Genomic DNA, 18,084 nt, shown 5'->3' with positions numbered 1-18,084 from the left:
TCTCGAGATTCCGGGTTCGATGCTTCGCATCGCCCCGGAATGACGGCTAATTTCTTCCCTTCGTCGGGATCTTGTTGAACGGCACGTCCTTGTCGACACGGATATCGCCGGGCAGGCCCAGCACCCGCTCGGCGATGATGTTCCGCATGATCTCGTCGGTGCCGCCCTCGACGCGGGTGCCGGGCGCGCGCAGCAGCATGGCCTGGAAGCGGCCGGCCAGCTCGCCATCCTCGCCGCTGACGACCCCGTTCGCACCCTGCAGGTCCAGCGCGTAGGTCGCGACGTCCTGGATCATCGAGCCCGCGACCAGCTTGCCGATGGAGTTTTCCGGCCCCGGCCGCTCGCCCTTCGACAGCGCCGAGATCGCCCGCATGCTGGTGTATTTCAGCCCGCTCGCCTTCACCGCCCAGTTCGCGAGCTTCGAGCGCACCGCGCGATCCTCGATCGCCGGACCATCGTCGAGCATCAGGCTGGAGCAATACTCGAACAACTCAGGAAAGCCGGTCGAGACCGCCGCGCCGATCGCGCTGCGCTCGTTCATCAGCGTGGTCAGCGAGACGTTCCAGCCGTCACCGACCTCGCCGAGGCGCTGATGGTCGGGAATCCTGACATTGGTGAAGTAGACTTCGTTGAAGTCGGAGGCGCCGCTCGCCTGCTTGATCGGCCGCACTTCGACGCCCGGGCTCTTCATGTCCAGGAAGAACATGGTGAGGCCCTTGTGCTTGGGCACGGTGGGATCGGTGCGCGTGAGCAGAATGCCGTAGTCGGAATAATGCGCGCCCGAGGTCCAGATCTTCTGGCCGTTGATGACCCAGTCGTCGCCATCCTTTTCCGCGCGGGTGCGCAGTCCTGCGACGTCGGAGCCACCAGCCGGCTCGGAGAACAGCTGGCACCAGACCTTTTCGCCGGAGGCGAGCGGCGGCAGATAGGTGCGCTTATGCTCCTCGCGCGCGAACGCCATCATGGTCGGCCCGCACATGCCGTGGCCGATGATGAACATGCGGGAGAGCTGGCCGAACGGACCCTCCTCCTGCGACCAGATCACGCGCTCGATCGGCGACGAGCCGCGGCCGCCATATTCCCTAGGCCAATGCAGGCAGGCCCAGCCGGCGTCGGCCTTCTTCTTCTGCCAGGCCTTTGCGACCTCGAGAATGTTGGCGTTCTTGAGCACGGTGCGGCCGAGCGAGGATTTGCGCAGCTCCTCCTCGTACTGCTTCGGCGCATTGGCGCCGATCCAGGCGCGGGCGGTCGCGCGAAATTCGGCTTCCTGCGGAGTATCGTCGAAGTTCATGATCTTTTCTCTCTGTCATTCCGGGGCGCGCACAGCGCGAACCCGGAATCTCGATGTTATTCACTCATCTCGGGATTCCGGGTTCGCCGCTGTGCGGCGCCCCGGAATGACGACATCATCACGCCGCGTTCTTCTTGCGCATGCGATCGATCAGCTGGTCTTCCCAATAGGTGAGGCTGCCTAGACCCAGCGCCATCGCGTTGGCGCGGCGGTAGTACATGTGGCAGTCGAATTCCCAGGTGAAACCCATGCCGCCGTGAACCTGGATGTTGTTCTTGGCGCAGTGCTGGAACGCCTGCGTCGCGCTGATGCGCGCCGCGGCAGCGGCCTCCGGCAGCTCGGCCGCGTTGGTCGAGAGCGCCCAGGCGCCGTAATAGCTGTTGGAGCGCGCCAGCGTTGCCGACACATACATGTCGGCGAGCATGTGCTTGACCGCCTGGAACGAGCCGATCTGGCGGCCGAAGGCGATGCGATCGAGCGCGTAGTCGCGGCCCATCTCCAGCGCACGGTCGGAGCCACCGACCTGCTCGAAGGCGCAGAGCACCGCGGCGCGGTCGAGCACCTGGGTCAAGATGCTCCAGCCCTCGCCGGCGGCGCCGAGCGGCTCGGCCTTGGCGTCCTTGAAGATGATCTCGGCCTGCCCGCGGGTCGGATCGAGATTGGTGAGGCTCTTTACCTCGACGCCACCCGCCTTGAGATCGACCAGGAACAGCGAGACGTCGCTGTCGCGTCCGCTCGACCCGGTGCGCGCGGCAACCACCGCAAAGTCGGCAATGGCGCCGTCGGCAACCGGCTTCTTGACGCCGTTGAGCAAACCATTCGCAGCGGTCAGGTTGACGTTCTTCGGCGCCGGATTGCCCTTGCCCTCGAACAGCGCCAGCGTGCCGATCGCCTCGCCCGAGGCAATCGCAGGCAGCCATTTCTTCTTCTGCGCCTCGCTGCCGGCAATCAGCAGCGCCTCAGCAGCAAGGTACACGGTCGAGGAGAACGGCACCGGCGCGTTGGCCCGGCCCATCTCTTCGGCGATCACGCAGAGCTCGAGATGGCCGGCGCCGGCACCGCCGAACTCTTCGGGGATCGCAACGCCGAGGAAGCCCATCTCGGCGAGGCCCTTCCACAGCTCCCTGTCGTAAGGCGCCTTGCCGTCAAGCACGACGCGCACCGCCTTGGGCGAGCATTTCTCGGCAAGGAACTTGCGCGCCTGATCGCGCAGCTGCTTCTGGTCGTCGGAGAAGTCGAAGTTCATGGCGGGCTACCTTCTTCTTGCTGTCATTCCGGGGCGCGACGAAGTCGCGAGCCCGGAATCCATTTTGCCACGTGCTTGCGGCCCGATGGATTCCGGGTTCGCGCTATGCGCGCCCCGGAATGACGAGTGGAGAGATTGTTGACTCATTTCAGCACGATCACATCCTGATCCGGCTTGTCGGCATACAGCCGCTCCACCAGCTCAGCGCGGCGTTCCAGGCCCGCGCGCTGGTTGATATAGCCCTTGTCGGTCAGCTCGTTGCCGTCGATCGAGGCCGGCTCGACCATCAGCATCGCGCGCGCGATGATGCGGCTGCTGGCGCCCTCACACTCCCTGTTGTGAGCCTCCAGCCCGCGTTTGAAGCAGGCAATCACCTCGGGATGTTTTACGGCGTCCTCGAAGCTGAGATCGGGATTACCGACGAGCTGCCGGCAGGCGTGCAGGTTCGGCCAGGCCAGGAGGCCAATGAAGGCACGATCCTGACCCGCGACCAGCGCGTCATGCACGACGGGCGTTGCGGCTGCGATCGCGTCCGTGCGGAGCGAGCCGACATGCACAAACGTCCCCGTGGTGAGCTTGAAGTCCTCGACCACACGCCCCGCAAAGATGATGCCCTTCACCGGATCGGCATCGTCGACAAAAATGCCGGCGTCACCGATGCAGTAAAAGCCTTCCTCGTCGAACATCTTCTTCGTCAGCTCCGGCTGGCCGAAATAGCCGGGCGTGACGTTGACGCCGCGCAGGCGCAATTCGTATTTCGAGCCGCACGGCACCATCTTCAGCTCGACGCCGGGGAACGGCAGGCCGATCAGGCCGACGCGCTCGGTATCCCAATAGGTACCGGTCGAGGTCGGCGCGGTCTCGGTCGAACCCCAGCCGGTGTAGAACACGATGCGTTCGCCGGTGGTCTTCACGGCAAGCGCCTGCATGCGGTCGTAGAGATCGTCCGGCAGGCGTGCGCCGCCATAGGCCATGATCGAGAGATTCTTGAAGAAGGAGCGGCAGAGCCCGTCGTCCTTCTCCATCGCGGCGGCGAGCGCCGCGTAGCCGGCCGGCACGTTGGCGTAATAGGTCGGCGAGATCTCGCGCAGGTTTCGCAATGTCTCCTCGAACTGGCCGGGCATCGGCCGGCCGTCGTCGATATAGAGCGTGCCGCCGTCGACCAGGATCGGGTGGAATGCCGCGTTGCCGCCCATCGTGTGATTCCAGGGCATCCAGTCCAGCATGGTCGCGATAGGACCATCAGGCGCGCGCGGACGAACCTGCATCATCATCGCAGCATTCGCGCACATCATCGCCTGCGTGTTGATGACGGCCTTGGGCATGCCGGTCGAGCCCGAGGTGAACAGCAGCTTGCCGACGGTCTGCGGCGTGATCTTTGCAATCGATTCCTCGACGGCCTTCGTCACCGGCGTGGCCGCCAACTCGGCGAAGCTGACGCTCTTGATGCCGTCGCAGGGCCGCGCGACGTGGACCACGGTGACGCCACTGAGATCGAGCGCCTTCAGCGCCTTCTCGAAGGTCGGGCCGTCCTGCACCACCACGACGCCGGGCTTGATCAGGTCGAACAGGTATTTCAGCTTGACGTGATCGTGGCTCATCAGCGAGTAGGCCGGCGACACCGGCGCCGCCGGCGAGCGCGCCTGCATCGCGGCCTGCGTCATCAACGCATGCTCGATCGAATTGCCCGAGAGGATCGTCACGGGGCGACCGTCGAGTCCGAGATTGAGCAAGCCCTGCGTCAGCGCGTCCACCGTGCGCTTGGCTTCGCCGTAGGACACCTTGCGCCATTCGCGGTTCGGACCGCCGCGCTGCGCCAGCCAGATGCGCTCGGGCGCTTCCTTCGCCCATTTCGCCAGCGATGCGGGAATATGCGTCTCGTACGGCTGCAACGGAATGCGCGACTTCAGCACCACCGTGCCGTCGCTACGGCGCTCGACGTCGATGTCGCGCGCCAGCCACTCGATCTTGCGAAAGGCGGGCTTCGTCATCACAGCCGCCGCGCTTCCACTCATTTTGCGTCTCCCGGAATTATCGTCCTTTGCGGATCGTTCTCGTTCAGCGCTTGATATAGACAGGCTTTCGCTTCTCAAGGAAGGCCCTGATGCCTTCCGAAAATTCCTCGGAACGGCTGCACAGGACCTGGTTGCGATCCTCCATCGCGATCGCAGCCTCCAGCGATCCGGCATCGACGCTCATGTTGAGACATTCCTTCGACAGACGCAGGCCCACCGGCGAGGCCGTCATCATCGCCTCGACATAAGGCTCGGCCGCTTCGTCGAGCTTGTCCTCGTCGACCACTTCAGAGACCAGCCCGACCGCGAGCGCGCGCTCGGCGCCAATGAAGCGGCCGGTGAGGATCAATTCGGAGGCGACGGAGACGCCGACGAGACGCGGCAGGAAGTAACTGGTGCCAATGTCGCAACCACCGAGACCAAGCTTGATGAAGGCGCAATTCATTCGCGCCGACCTCGTGGCGATGCGGATGTCGGAGGCCAGCGCCAGCGCAAAGCCGCCGCCGGCGGCCGCGCCCTGCACCAGCGACAGGATCGGCTGCGGGCAACGCCGCATCAGCATCACGATGTCGGCAATGCGCCGCTGCGAGTCCAGGGACTCCGTCACGCCGGGCGGCTCCTGCTGTCCGGCCCGGCGCGCCATCGCCGCCTTGAGATCGAGGCCCGCGCAGAAATTCTTGCCGGCGCCCCGGAGCACAACGACGCGCGTGTCGCGATTGCGCTGCAGGCCCTGGAAATAGGCGTTGAGCGCATCGATCAGCGCGGGATCGAGCGCGTTGAGACTATCGGGACGATTGAGCGTCACCCGGTCGACACCGTCGTCGTGCTCGATCAGCAGCAGTTGGGACATTCAAGCGTCCTCCATGCGAGTCAGGCGCCGGTCTTTCACCCTCCCCTGGAGGGGGAGGGTCGATCGCGCGCAGCGCGAGCGGGGTGGGGTGACGGTCTCTCCCCAACGCGCACTGCCCGAGTGGAGAGATCACCCCACCCCGGCGCTTCGCGCCGACCCTCCCCCTCCAGGGGAGGGTAAGAAGGCAGCGCTTTACCGCGGAGCCATGCGGATGGCGCCGTCGAGACGGATGGTCTCGCCATTCAGCATCGCGTTCTCGACGATGTGCACCGCGAGCGCGCCGTATTCCTTGGCATCGCCGAGACGCGAGGGATGCGGCACCTGGGCGCCCAGGCTCTTGCGAGCTTCCTCGTTCAGCCCCATCAGCAGCGGCGTGAAGAACAGGCCGGGCGCGATGGTGTTGACGCGGATCTTCTGGCTGGCGAGATCACGCGCGGCCGGCAGCGTCAGGCCGACGACGCCGCCCTTCGAGGCCGAGTAGGCGATCTGGCCGATCTGGCCTTCATAGGCCGCGACCGAAGCGGTGTTGATGATGACGCCGCGCTCCTCACCGACCGGCTCGATCGTGACGAGGCGCTCGGCGAACAGACGCAGGCAGTTGAAGGTGCCGATCAAATTGACGTTGATAATGCGCGCGAACTTTTCGAGCGGATAGACGCCATCGCGGCCGACGATGCGCTGCGAGCCGCCGATGCCGGCGCAATTCATCAGCACGCGCGCAACGCCGTGCGCGGCCTCCGCCTTGGCGATCGCGGCCTTGATCTGCTCCTCGGAGGTCACGTCGGCATGCAGCGCGACGCCCTTCACTTCGGCGGCCACCTTCTCGGCGTTGTCCTTGTTCTGGTCGATCACGCCGATCTTGGCGCCTTTGGCCGCCATGGCGCGGGCCGTGGCTTCGCCGAGGCCCGAACCACCACCCGTGATGAGAACGGCTACGTCTTTCAACTCCATCGTATTCTACCTTTCCTCTACCTTTTCCTTGGGCGTTTCTTCTCTCGACTTGCAGCGCTTCAGCCGGATTATCCGGCCGCGGCAGCTTCCGCGGCTTGCGTGAGGATGCCGCCGCAGATCAGCGTTTCCATGTGCTTGATGTATTGCCGGCAGACGTCATCGGTAACAGGACCGACGCCGGTCGCGCGAGACATCGCGTGCCGGCCGAAGAACAGGTGATCGCAGGCGCCGATCAGGCTGGTGTAGAACAGCACCGGATCGGTGGCGCGGAACTCGCCGCGGCTAACGCCTTCGGCGAGCAGGCGGCGGTGGAAGTCGAGCAGCGGCGCGACGAAGAATTTCGAGACCTCGTCCGCAGAGCCGGCGCTGGTCTCATGCAGCAGATAGTGGATCAGCCGGTTCATGTAGGGGAACCGGTGATAGGCGCGGATGATGCCGGCGATGTGCAGCTTCAGCTTCGCGGTCGCCGTGATCGGCTGCGCCAGGAGATATTCGAGATTGGACATCTCCGTCGCAGCGTCCCGCGCGAGCAGCGCCAGCAGCAGGCCGTCCTTGTTGCCGAAATGATATTTGACCAGCGCGGCGTTGGCGCCCGACTTCTGGGCGATGTCGGACAGCGAGATCTCGATCGACGAACGTTCGATCATCAGCTCGCTCGCGGCCACGAGCAATTTCTCCGCCGTGGAATTCTTCCCGCTGGGGAGCCTGTTCGGTACGCTGGTAGCCACGGAAGATCCCTGTTCGCCGCTCGAAGCGGGGCGCAGATAAGCTCAAGCAGCGCCTCATCACAAGAGTTAATTGATCGATTGACTAAATGATCCTGCGACCCTTAAATCCGTCCCCGACAACCAACCCAATCAAGAATTCAGGGAGAAACCGACATGGCCGAGGCTTACATCGTCGCCGCCGCGCGTACCGCCGGCGGGCGCAAGGGGGGCCGCCTCGCCGGCTGGCATCCGGCCGATCTCGCCGCCAAGGTGCTGGACGAGCTGGTCGATCGCACCAAGGTCGATCCGGCCCTGGTCGAAGACGTGATCATGGGCTGCGTGATGCAGGTCGGCGAGCAGTCCAACAATGTCGCGCGCAACGCGATCATGGCCTCGAAGCTGCCGGAGAGCGTGCCGGGCACCTCGATCGACCGCCAGTGCGGCTCCTCGCAGCAGGCGCTGCACTTCGCCGCGCAAGCCGTGATGTCCGGCACGATGGACGTCGTGATCGCGGCGGGCGTAGAATCGATGACGCGGGTGCCAATGGGCCTGTCCTCGCAGCTCCCGGCCAAGAACGGTTTTGGCAATTACAAGAGCCCGGGCATCGAGGCGAGATATCCGAACATCGTGTTCAGCCAGTTCACGGGCGCCGAGATGATGGCCGAGAAGTACGGCCTGTCGAAGGATGATCTCGACGAATACTCCTACAACAGCCATCAGCGCGCGATTGCGGCAACGCAGGCCGGTCACTTCAAGAAGGAGATCGTGCCGCTCGAGATCACCCGCGCCGACGGCTCCAAGGACACCCATCACATCGACGAGGGCATCCGCTTCGACGTCACCCTCGACGGCATCAAGGGCGTCAAGCTGATCGCCGAGAACGGCAAGCTCACCGCGGCCAGCGCCAGCCAGATCTGCGACGGTGCCTCCGGCGTCATGGTGGTCAACGAGCGCGGCCTCAAGCAGCTCGGCGTCAAGCCGCTGGCGCGCATCCATCACATGACCATGACCGGCGGCGATCCCGTCATCATGCTCGATGCTCCCCTGCACGCCACCAAGAAGGCGCTGGAGAAGGCCGGCATGAAGGTCGACGACATCGACCTGTTCGAGGTCAACGAGGCCTTCGCCTCGGTGCCGACCGGCTGGCTGAAGACCACCGGCGCCGATCCGGCGCGCCTCAACGTCAACGGCGGCGCCATCGCGCTCGGCCATCCGCTCGGCGGCTCCGGCACCAAGCTGATGACGACGCTGGTCCACGCCCTGCACCAGCGCGGCAAGCGGTACGGCCTGCAGACCATGTGCGAAGGCGGCGGCATGGCCAACGTGACGATCGTCGAACGGCTGTAAGAAGAAAAGCGAAGAACAAATGGCGAGTGGTGAATGGCGACAGGGAGCGGCTTCCGCCCCTGCCGCCATTCACCGCTCGCCTCTTTTTTGAGGAAACGCCATGACCCATCCGTCCGTCTACGCGAAGACGACGCCAAACAAGATCGCCTATCAAATGGCCGGGACCGGCAAGGCGATCACCTATCGCGAGCTCGACGAGCTCTCGAACCAGGGCGCGCAGCTGTTCCGCTCGCTCGGCCTCAAGGCCGGCGACCATATCGCGCTGCTGATGGAGAACCGCCTCGCCTTCATGGAGCTGTGCTGGGCCGCGCAGCGCAGCGGGCTGTATTACACTGCGATCAGCCGTTATCTGAAGCAGGACGAGATCGACTACATCATCGCCGATTGCGGCGCCAAGGTCGTGATCACGACGCCGAAATGCGCGGACCAGATCAAGGGCCTGATCAAGGGCACCGCTGACGAGCCGATCTTCTACATGATGGACGAGCCGCTGCCCGGCTTCCGCTCCTACGACAAGGAAGCCGCAGCGCAGCCGACCACGCCTGTTGCGGACGAGGTCGCCGGCTATGACATGCTGTACTCGTCCGGCACCACCGGCCGGCCGAAAGGCATCAAGAAGGCGTTCGAGGGCAACAAGATCGACGTTCCGAACGCCTTCCTGCGCGTGCTCTGCGCCGACATGTGCGGCATGAACGAAGAGAGCACCTATCTGTCGCCGGCGCCGCTGTATCATGCAGCGCCCTTGCGCTTCAACATGATGGCGGTGGTGCTCGGCGGCACCTCAATCATCATGGAGCACTTCGACGCCGAGGAATTCCTCAAGCTGGTCGAGAAGTACAAGGTCACGCAGTCCCAGCTGGTGCCGACCATGTTCGTGCGCATGCTGAAGCTGCCGGACGAGGTACGCACGAAATACAACGTCTCCACGCTGAAGGGCGCGATCCACGCCGCCGCGCCCTGCCCGGTCGATGTGAAGGCGAAGATGATCGAATGGTGGGGACCGATCCTGATCGAGTATTACGCGGGCTCGGAAGGCAACGGCGTCACCGTCTGCAACTCGCAACAATGGCTGGAGCATCGCGGCAGCGTCGGCCGCGCCGTGGTCGGCAAGATCAAGATCCTGGACGAGAACGACGAGGAGCAGCCGGCCGGCGAGATCGGCACCGTCTATTTCGCCGACGCGCCCGTCTTCACCTATCACAACGACCCCGAGAAGACGAAGAAGGCCTACAACGCCAGGGGCTGGTCGACGCTCGGCGACGTCGGCTATCTCGACAAGGACGGTTTTCTGTTCCTCACCGACCGCAAGTCCTACATGATCATTTCCGGCGGGGTGAACATCTACCCCCAGGAAACCGAGGACGTGCTGATCACCCATCCTGACGTCGCCGACGTCGCGGTGTTCGGCGTGCCGAACGAGGAGATGGGCGAAGAGGTCAAGGCGGTGGTGCAGCCGCACGACATGAGCCGCGCCGGCAAGGCGCTGGAAGCCGACCTGATCGCCTATTGCAAGGGTCGTCTCTCCGCGATCAAGTGCCCGCGCTCGATCGATTTCGAAGTTGAGCTGCCGCGCACGCCGACGGGCAAGCTGGTGAAGCGGCATCTGCGGGATAAATACTGGCCGAAGGCTGCGGCGAAGATCTAGTGAGTTTCGTAGGGTGGGCAAAGGCGCGAAGCGCCGTGCCCACGACCTGTAAATGTTACGACGCGATCGTGGGCACGCTTCGCTTTGCCCACCCTACGGCACCTGCGTCCGGGGCACGAGACCTCGTGCCTCAATCAAACAAGCTCGGCGTGTGGTTCACCAGCGCGCCTTCGATCTCGAGCATCTTCAGCTTCGTCACCACGCCGCCATTGGCCGAGAAACCGCCGGGCTTGTTGCCGGCCGCGAGCACGCGATGGCAAGGTACGACGATCGGGCACGGGTTGCGGCCGAGCGCCTGGCCGACATCGCGCGACAGCTGCACGCCACCGAGCTGCTTTGCGATGTCGCCATAGGTGATGGTCTTGCCGGGCGGAATGGCGCGGGCAATCTGGTAGACGCCGCGATTGAACTCGGGCACGCCGTCGAGATCGAGCTCGATATCGGTGAGGTCGTCGTTCCCGCCCGCAAGCAATTGGACGATGCGGTCGATCGCCTGCCGCACCTCAGGGGTCGGCTCGGCTTCGGTCGCGTCCGTGTGACGCTGGCTGATGCGGGTGCGGATCTGCTGCTCGCCGCCCATCGGCAGCTGCGTGCCGTTGATGCCGCGCGGGCCCCAGGCAATGGCGCAAAGGCCGATCCTTGTGTCGAACAGGGCAAAATGCTGGTCGGTCATGGCCTGGTTCCTGGGCTTTGCGTCCTCGTCGCATGCCCCCAATGTGATCTCGGCCTCAATCTAGGCTTGGAAATAGTTGCGATCCACCCGGTTTCCGGGAATCTTGCACAGGAGTTCCGCCCCGCCGCGAGTCCCGAATGCAAAGCCTTCCCGTCAACGGATACGACATGACCTATCTCGACGTCGGCGAGGACCGGAATAGACCGCCACTGGTCTGCGTGCATGGCTCGCTCTCGGACTTCCGCATCTGGGGCTGCGTGCTCGGGCCGCTGACGCAGCGTCATCGGGTGATCGCCGTCAGCCTTCGGCACTTCTTCCCGGCACGATGGGACGGCGTCGGAGACACCTATTCGATCGCCCAGCATGTCCAGGACGTGATCGCCTTCATCGAGAAGCTCGATCTCGGCCCGGTCGATCTGATGGGCCATTCCCGCGGCGGGCACATCTGCTTCCGCGTCGCGCAAGCGCGCCCCGATCTGCTGCGACGGCTGATCCTGGCCGAGCCCGGCGGCGAGCTCGATGCGAGCCTTGATCCCGACTATGTCGGCGGCCCCTCGCCGCTGCTGGCGCGCTTCACCGCCTCGGCCGAGAAGATCGCGGCCGGCGATGTCGACGGCGGCCTTGCCGTGTTTGTCGACACGCTGGAGGGCGCCGGCACCTGGCCGCGGCTGCCGGCGATGGTGAAGCAGAACCTGCGCGACAACGCCACCACGCTGATCGGTCAGGTTCGCGACAATCGCCCGCCGTTCTCGAAGGCGGATGCGGAATCGATCAAGATGCCGACGCTGTTCATCCTGGGCGCACGCACCAAGGGCCTGCTGCCGAAGGTGCTGCATGCGCTGGCCGCCCATGTGCCCTATTCGAAGACCGCGGTGATCCCGAACGCGACGCATCCGATGTTCGAGCAGGCGCCGCAGAAATACTCCGAAGTCGTCCTGGATTTTCTGGCGAGCTGACCATGCAGACATTCCGCGTCAACGGTTACGACATGGCCTATCTCGACGTCGGAGAGGGCCATCCACTGGTCTGCGTGCACGGCACGCTGGGTGATTTCCGGACCTGGTATTCGGTGCTCGGGCCATTGTCGAAGACCCATCGCGTGATCTCGGTCAGCCTGCGGCATTTCTTTCCCGAGCATTGGGATGCCGTCGGCGACGACTACAAGATGGCGCAGCACGTCGCTGACACGATCGCCTTCATCGAGCAGGTGCAGCCTGGCCCGGTCGATCTGATGGGTCATTCGCGCGGCGGGCACATCGCGTTTCGCGTGGCGCAGGCGCGGCCCGATCTGTTGCGAAAGCTGGTGCTGGCCGAGCCCGGCGGCGACCTCGATGCCAGCCTGCCGGTCCCCGACGGCACGCCGGCCCATCCACCGCTGGCGGCACGCACCGCGCGCTCGGTCGAGATGATCCGCGGCGGCGACCTCGAAGGCGCGCTGCAGAATTTCTACGAAGGCATCGAGGGCGACGGCTCCTGGCGGCGCGTGCCGGCCGCGGCCAAGCAGCAGCTGCGCGACAACGCGCTGACCTTCCTCGGCCAGATCAATGAGCAGCGCCGGCCTTACACGCTCGCCGACGCGCAGGCGATCACAACGCCGACGCTGCTGATCGGCGGCGGCGCCACCACCGGCAGCCTGTCGGTGATGTGGCGCGTGCTGGCCGAGCACATCGCGGGCGCCAAGACCGCGGTGATCCCGAATGCCGGCCACTGGATGTTCGAGCAGGCCCCGCTGGAATATGGCGAGGTCGTGAACAGGTTCCTGGCCGAGTAGATCCGCTCTTCGCCCCTCCCCGCTTGCGAGGAGAGGCGCAGAACGGCCTCACACCTTCCAGACACCCACCGGCATCTTGATGGCCGCGTTCAACCTGTTCCAGACATTGATGGTCGCGATCGACAGGATCAGCGTGGCGAGCTCGCGCTCGTCAAAATGCTTGTCGGCCTCGCTCCAGATTGCATCCGGCACCGGATCCTCGCGATCGGCGAGGCGCGTGACCGCTTCGGTCAGAGCCAGCGCCGCGCGCTCGGCGTCGGTGAAATAGGGCGCCTCGCGCCAGGCGGACACGGCGAACAGGCGCTCGTCGGTCTCGCCCAGCTTGCGGGCGATCTTGGGGTGCATGTCGACGCAGACGCTGCAGCCATTGATCTGGCTGGCGCGCAGGTGCACCAGTTCCAGGAGCTTTTCCGGCAGGCCCTGCTTGGTCAGGTTGCCGAGGGACTGCAGGACATTCATGGCCTCGGGGAGGACCATGACAGGGTGATTCATGCGGGCGTGCATCATTTTCGTCTCCATCTCACAAATCCCGAAGTTTCCGGTCACATCGGCCGGATCGGCTTCGTCATCGCCATGACGGATCGCGACGAGGGAATGTGACCGATGAGCGAAGAAAATTTTCTGACCCGGCAATTCGAAGCCAGCAGGGACCATCTGCGCGCGGTCGCCTACCGCATGCTGGGCTCCCGCGCCGAGGTCGACGATGCCGTGCAGGAGGCCTGGCTGCGGGTCAGCCGCTACGACATGTCCGACATCGCGAATCTGCGCGGCTGGCTGACCACCGTGGTCGCCCGCATCTGCCTCGACATGCTGCGCGCACGGAAGTCACGCAAGGAAGATCCGATGGGCCCGGATGTGCCGGAACCCGTCGACGAGACGCGGGAGCGCGAGGCCGAGATGGCCGACTCCGTCGGCGCGGCGCTGCTTGTCGTGCTGGAAACGCTGCAGCCGGCGGAGCGGCTCGCCTTCGTGCTGCATGACATGTTCGCCGTGCCCTTCGAGGAGATCGCGCCGATCGTCGGCCGCTCGGTCGAGGCATCGCGGCAGCTCGCGAGCCGGGCGCGGCGGCGCGTGCAGGGGGTGCCGGTGCCCGAAACCGACCTGTCACGTCAGCGCGGCATCGTCGATGCCTTCCTCAAGGCGTCGCGCGAAGGCGATTTCGAAGGTCTGCTTGCCGTGCTCGATCCCGACGTCGTCTTCCGCGCCGACCAGGCCGCAATGCGGCTCGGCACGCTGGCCGAGATCCGCGGCGCCGATGCGGTCGCACAACTCTACAAGGGCCGCGCCCATGCGGCGCGGACGGCGCTGGTCGACGGCGAGATCGGCGTTGCCGTCATCTTCGGCGGACGGCTGCGCATCGCGCTGCGCGTCACGTTCAGGGAGGACCGCATCGCCGGGATCGAGGCCCTGGCCGATGCCGAACGGATCGCCGCGCTGGATGTGGAGGTGCTGGACGGCTGAAGGCCCGACGCAATTTCGCGAAAACAACCCCATGCACAGTAGAAGAGCCCAGCGAAATCAATGACTTACCGGGATCGAAAAGGGCCTCTCGCACCATCCTCGGATACCGCTTGACGGGCCATGACTGCGAGGCGTAGCTTCGAATACGGAATTCCGTATTCCCCTTTGTCATTCGGAGCCGCCGGCGTGATCCCTCTCGACCCGCTTCCGAATCTGATCGACCAGGTCTATGCGCGCATCCTGGAGGCGATCTCCGACCGCACGCTCCAGCCCGGTCAGCGCATCCGGCAGAACGAGCTCGCCGACAGGCTCGGCGTCTCGCGCCAGCCGGTGTCGCACGCGCTGCATCTGTTGCACCGGCAGGGTCTCGTCGCCGAGAGCGGCAAACGCGGCTTCGAGGTCACCCAGCTCGATCCCGCACGCATCCGCCAGCTCTACGAGGTGCGCGGCGCAATCGATGCGCTGGCCGCACGGCTTGCCGCGGAGCGCGCCGCAAGCGACGCCACAGGACGCGCGCGGCTCGACGCGGCGCTGACCGCCGGCCGCCACATCGATCGCACGACCACGCTGGCCGAGCTCATCGCGCTCGATGTCGATTTCCACCGCGCGATCTACCAGCTCGCCGGCAACCCCGTGATCGAGGAGACCATCGCGCCGCAATGGCCGCATATGCGGCGCTCGATGGCAACGGTGCTGTCGGAGCTCGACTATCGCGGCAGCGCCTGGGCCGAGCATGCCGATATCGCGGGGCACATTCTCGCGGGGAACGCAAAGGCCGCCGAACGCACTGCATTGGCGCATGCGCAGACGGCGGGACGGATGACCGAGGAGAGATTGCGGGCGACGAACGAGGCGGCGGCGTAGCTATTTGCGCGACGTCATTCCGGACGCGCGAAGCGCGATCCGGAATCTCGAGATTCCGGGTTCACGCTACGCGTGCCCCGGAATGACAGAAAATAATCAAGACAGGAGGACGACCCATGAAACTGTCTCAGGAGCAATTGGAGTTCTTCCACCGCGAGGGCTGGCTGTTCCTGCCCGAGCTGTTCACCCCGGAGGAGGTCGATCTGCTCGCGCGCGAGGCGGTCGGCATCTACGATGCCAACCGGCCCGAAGTCTGGCGCGAGAAGAGCGGCGCGCCGCGCACGGCGTTTGCCGCGCATCTCTACAACGAGGCCTTCGGCATTCTCGGCGCGCATCCGCGCATGATCGAGCCCGTCGAGCAATTGTTCGGCGAGCCCGTCTACATGCACCAGTTCAAGATCAACGCGAAATCGGCCTTCACCGGCGACGTCTGGCAGTGGCATCAGGATTACGGCACCTGGAAGCGCGACGACGGCATGCCGGAGCCGCGCGCGATGAACATCGCGATCTTCCTCGACGAGGTGATGCCGATCAACGGACCCCTGATGCTGGTGCCGCGCAGCCAGAACGCCGGCGATCTCGAAGCCTCGCACGACCTTGCCACCACCTCCTATCCGCTGTGGACGCTGGACGAGGCCACGGTGACGCGCCTCGTCGCGCAGGGTGGCATCGTTGCGCCGACCGGCAAGCCCGGCGGCATGCTGATGTTCCACGGCAATCTCGTGCACGGCTCGGCCGGCAACATCACGCCCTTCCCGCGCAAGATCGTGTATCTGACGCTGAACGCGGTCTCGAACCATATCCGCACCCCGACGCGGCCGGACTACATCGCCCATCGCGACTTTGCGCCGATCAAGACGGTGGACGACGACGCCCTGCTGCGGCTTGCGCGTGCGCCAAGGCAGGCGGCGGAGTAAGTTCTGACTGTCATTCCGGGGCGCGCCCTCCTGGGCGCGAGCCCGGAATCCATACTCCCGACCGTGGTTATGGATTCCGGGCTCGACGCTGCGCGTCGCCCCGGAATGACGAACCTTGTTTGTTTCGATCACTGGATATCCCCCATGAACCTCTTCCGCCTCCTCCAGGCCCGCGCCTCCGCCGGCAAGCCGGTCCGGGTCGCATTGATCGGCGCCGGCAAATTCGGCTCGATGTTTCTGGCGCAGGTGCCGCACACGCCGGGGCTGGAGGTGCCCATCATCGTCGACATCGACCGCGAGCGCGCGCGCGAGGCGTGCCGCACGGTCGGCTGGAGCGCCGAGCTCATCGCGAAAACCGTATTCACCGATGACGGCGCGCGGGCCATCGCCGGCGGCGCGATGGATGTCGTGGTGGAGGCAACAGGCAATCCCGCCGTGGGGATCCGCCACGCGCGCGCCGCGATCGCCGCGGGCAAGCATATCGTCATGGTGAACGTCGAAGCCGACGTGCTGGCGGGCCCCCTGCTCGCCGAGGAAGCGCGAAAAGCCGGCGTGGTCTATTCGCTGGCCTATGGCGACCAGCCGGCGCTGACGGCGGAGATGGTGGATTGGGCCCGCGCGACGGGATTCCGCGTCGTCGCGGCCGGCAAGGGCACGAAATATCTGCCGGCCTATCACGACGTGACGCCCGACGGCGTCTGGCAGCATTACGGCCTGACCGCGGGCGAAGCGCAGTCGGCCGGCATGAATCCGCAGATGTTCAACTCCTTCCTCGACGGCACCAAATCGGCCATCGAGATGGCCGCGATCGCCAACGCCTGCGCGCTCGACGTGCCCGCGGACGGCCTGCTGTTTCCGCCATGCGGCGTCGACGACCTGCCGCACATCATGCGGCCGCGTTCGCATGGGGGCGTGCTGGAGCGGCCGGGCGTGGTCGAGGTCGTGTCCTCGCTCGAACGCGACGGGCGGCCGGTATTCCGGGATCTGCGCTGGGGCGTCTACGTGGTGCTGGAGGCCCCGAACGATTATGCCGCCGACTGCTTCAGGCAATACGGCCTGAAGACCGACGGCAGCGGACGTTATGCTGCGATGTACAAGCCGTATCACCTGATCGGGCTCGAGCTGAACATCTCGGTGCTGTCGGCCGCGCTGCGGGGCGAGCCAACCGGCCAGGCGAGCGGCTTCCGCGGCGACGTCGCGGCGATCGCCAAGCGCAATCTGCGCGCAGGCGAGATGCTGGACGGCGAAGGCGGCTACACCGTGTGGGGCAAGCTGGTACCTGCGGCGGCGAGCCTGAAGGCCGGCGCGCTGCCGATCGGCCTCGCGCACCGTCTGAAGCTGAAGCACGACGTCGCGCACGGCGCGGTGGTGCGCTGGAGCGACGTCGAGTTCGACGCGAACAACGAGACGGTAAAGACGCGCAAAGCCATGGAGGCCGCGTTCGCAGCGCAACATTGAGCGGCGCCATCGCAAGCTCAACCAAAGCACGCTTGATTTGCGATCCCCCTTTGGTCATCCTGCCCTCCGATCCGGGAACACAGAATTTCGGACGCCAATAAAACGTCGGCCACCGGCGAAGACAAAGCGACGACAAGATCGCGATCCCTCGTCGAGGACTCGACAGCACAGGGAGGGAATGCATGGAACGTCGTAAATTTCTGACGGCGGGCGGGCTGGGCCTGGCCGCGAGTGCCGTTGCCGCGCCGGCCGTGGCACAATCGATGCCCGAAGTGAAATGGCGGTTGGCTGCAAGCTGGCCGAAATCACTCGATACGCTCTACGGTGGCTGCGAATATTTCTGCAAGCGCGTCGCCGAGATCACCGACAACCGTTTCCAGATCCAGCCCTTCGCCGCCGGCGAAATCGTGCCGGGCCTGCAAGTGCTCGACGCCGTCTCCAACGGCACCGTCGAGATCGGCAACACCGCGCTCTATTACTATTGGGGCAAGAACCCGGCATTCACCTTCGGCACCTCGCTGCCGTTCGGACTCAACACGCGCCAGCACATTTCCTGGCTGTTGTGGAATGGCGGGCAGGAGATGCTCAACGACCTGCTGAAGGAGCACAATGCCATCGGCGTTCCCACGGGCTCGACCGGCGCCCAGATGGGCGGCTGGTTTCGCAAGGAGATCAAGACCGTCGACGACCTCAAGGGCCTGAAATTCCGCGTCGGCGGATTTGCTGGGACCATCATCGCAAAACTTGGCGGGGTGCCTCAGCAGATCGCCGCCGGCGACATTTATCCTGCGCTGGAGAAGGGTACGATCGACGCGGCCGAATGGGTCGGGCCGTATGACGACGAGAAGCTCGGCTTCGTGAAAGTGGCAAAGTATTACTACTATCCCG

General features: G+C 65.2%; 17 protein-coding genes (1 of these 17 cut by a window edge). 9 read left to right on the top strand and 8 right to left on the bottom strand.

Going from position 1 to position 18,084, the window contains the following annotated elements; all coding sequences use genetic code 11:
* Positions 1 to 46: 46 nt before the first annotated feature.
* From CO669_RS01045 to CO669_RS01020, 6 genes are all read right to left on the bottom strand, one after another.
* A complete protein-coding gene (locus CO669_RS01045; protein WP_097657349.1) occupies positions 47 to 1,291 on the bottom strand; it encodes an acyl-CoA dehydrogenase in 1,245 nt (414 codons plus the stop codon).
* Positions 1,292 to 1,409: 118 nt separating this feature from the next.
* Entirely contained in the window at positions 1,410 to 2,537 is a 1,128-nt protein-coding gene (locus CO669_RS01040) for an acyl-CoA dehydrogenase family protein (RefSeq protein WP_097657348.1), read from the bottom strand.
* Positions 2,538 to 2,680: 143 nt separating this feature from the next.
* Complete coding sequence (locus CO669_RS01035) at positions 2,681 to 4,552, bottom strand: AMP-binding protein (protein ID WP_097657347.1); 1,872 nt, start codon at positions 4,550 to 4,552, stop codon at positions 2,681 to 2,683.
* A 43-nt stretch (positions 4,553 to 4,595) separates the two neighbouring features.
* Complete coding sequence (locus CO669_RS01030) at positions 4,596 to 5,402, bottom strand: enoyl-CoA hydratase/isomerase family protein (protein ID WP_097657346.1); 807 nt, start codon at positions 5,400 to 5,402, stop codon at positions 4,596 to 4,598.
* Positions 5,403 to 5,594: 192 nt separating this feature from the next.
* Positions 5,595 to 6,353 (bottom strand): SDR family NAD(P)-dependent oxidoreductase, encoded by a 759-nt coding sequence (locus CO669_RS01025; RefSeq protein ID WP_097657345.1) that lies wholly within the window; start codon positions 6,351 to 6,353, stop codon positions 5,595 to 5,597.
* A gap of 68 nt (positions 6,354 to 6,421) precedes the next feature.
* Entirely contained in the window at positions 6,422 to 7,000 is a 579-nt protein-coding gene (locus CO669_RS01020; RefSeq protein ID WP_245444124.1) for a TetR family transcriptional regulator, read from the bottom strand.
* Between the two features lie 234 nt (positions 7,001 to 7,234).
* On the opposite strand from CO669_RS01020, the gene CO669_RS01015 reads away from it, so the two are divergent.
* Positions 7,235 to 8,407 (top strand): acetyl-CoA C-acetyltransferase, encoded by a 1,173-nt coding sequence (locus tag CO669_RS01015; protein ID WP_097657343.1) that lies wholly within the window; start codon positions 7,235 to 7,237, stop codon positions 8,405 to 8,407.
* Between the two features lie 100 nt (positions 8,408 to 8,507).
* Complete coding sequence (locus CO669_RS01010; RefSeq protein WP_097657342.1) at positions 8,508 to 10,052, top strand: acyl-CoA synthetase; 1,545 nt, start codon at positions 8,508 to 8,510, stop codon at positions 10,050 to 10,052.
* Between the two features lie 130 nt (positions 10,053 to 10,182).
* Here CO669_RS01010 and CO669_RS01005 read toward each other — a convergent pair whose 3' ends face one another.
* The gene (locus CO669_RS01005) at positions 10,183 to 10,725 is read right to left on the bottom strand and encodes a methylated-DNA--[protein]-cysteine S-methyltransferase (RefSeq protein ID WP_097657341.1); all 543 of its coding nucleotides are present in this window, start codon (positions 10,723 to 10,725) and stop codon (positions 10,183 to 10,185) included.
* Between the two features lie 137 nt (positions 10,726 to 10,862).
* Between CO669_RS01005 and CO669_RS01000 the strand changes: the two genes are divergently transcribed.
* Both CO669_RS01000 and CO669_RS00995 read left to right on the top strand, forming a co-directional pair.
* Positions 10,863 to 11,681, top strand: a complete 819-nt coding sequence (locus CO669_RS01000) for an alpha/beta fold hydrolase (RefSeq protein WP_097657340.1) — start codon at positions 10,863 to 10,865, stop codon at positions 11,679 to 11,681.
* Positions 11,682 to 11,683: 2 nt separating this feature from the next.
* On the top strand, positions 11,684 to 12,496 hold the full coding sequence (locus CO669_RS00995; protein WP_097657339.1) for an alpha/beta fold hydrolase: 813 nt from the start codon (positions 11,684 to 11,686) through the stop codon (positions 12,494 to 12,496).
* Between the two features lie 48 nt (positions 12,497 to 12,544).
* Here the strand turns inward: CO669_RS00995 and CO669_RS00990 are convergent, their stop codons facing one another.
* Complete coding sequence (locus CO669_RS00990; protein WP_097657338.1) at positions 12,545 to 13,000, bottom strand: carboxymuconolactone decarboxylase family protein; 456 nt, start codon at positions 12,998 to 13,000, stop codon at positions 12,545 to 12,547.
* Between the two features lie 99 nt (positions 13,001 to 13,099).
* On the opposite strand from CO669_RS00990, the gene CO669_RS00985 reads away from it, so the two are divergent.
* The 5 genes from CO669_RS00985 to CO669_RS00965 all read left to right on the top strand — a co-directional run.
* Positions 13,100 to 13,957, top strand: coding sequence for a sigma-70 family RNA polymerase sigma factor (locus tag CO669_RS00985; protein WP_097657337.1), 858 nt, complete (start codon positions 13,100 to 13,102; stop codon positions 13,955 to 13,957).
* A gap of 186 nt (positions 13,958 to 14,143) precedes the next feature.
* Positions 14,144 to 14,821, top strand: a complete 678-nt coding sequence (locus CO669_RS00980; RefSeq protein WP_097657837.1) for a GntR family transcriptional regulator — start codon at positions 14,144 to 14,146, stop codon at positions 14,819 to 14,821.
* 116 nt (positions 14,822 to 14,937) lie between these two features.
* On the top strand, positions 14,938 to 15,738 hold the full coding sequence (locus tag CO669_RS00975; RefSeq protein ID WP_097657336.1) for a phytanoyl-CoA dioxygenase family protein: 801 nt from the start codon (positions 14,938 to 14,940) through the stop codon (positions 15,736 to 15,738).
* A gap of 144 nt (positions 15,739 to 15,882) precedes the next feature.
* Positions 15,883 to 17,196, top strand: coding sequence for an NAD(P)H-dependent oxidoreductase (locus CO669_RS00970; RefSeq protein WP_198963750.1), 1,314 nt, complete (start codon positions 15,883 to 15,885; stop codon positions 17,194 to 17,196).
* A 182-nt stretch (positions 17,197 to 17,378) separates the two neighbouring features.
* Positions 17,379 to 18,084, top strand: partial view of a TRAP transporter substrate-binding protein gene (locus CO669_RS00965; protein ID WP_097657335.1) — the 5' portion only. The gene runs 383 nt beyond the window's last position; the window shows 706 of its 1,089 coding nt (coding positions 1-706); the start codon lies at positions 17,379 to 17,381; its stop codon lies off the right edge, out of view.

It is taken from the genome of Bradyrhizobium sp. Y36, from assembly GCF_002531575.1.
Lineage (GTDB): Bacteria > Pseudomonadota > Alphaproteobacteria > Rhizobiales > Xanthobacteraceae > Bradyrhizobium.
This window is presented reverse-complemented; position numbering and strand designations above follow the sequence as displayed.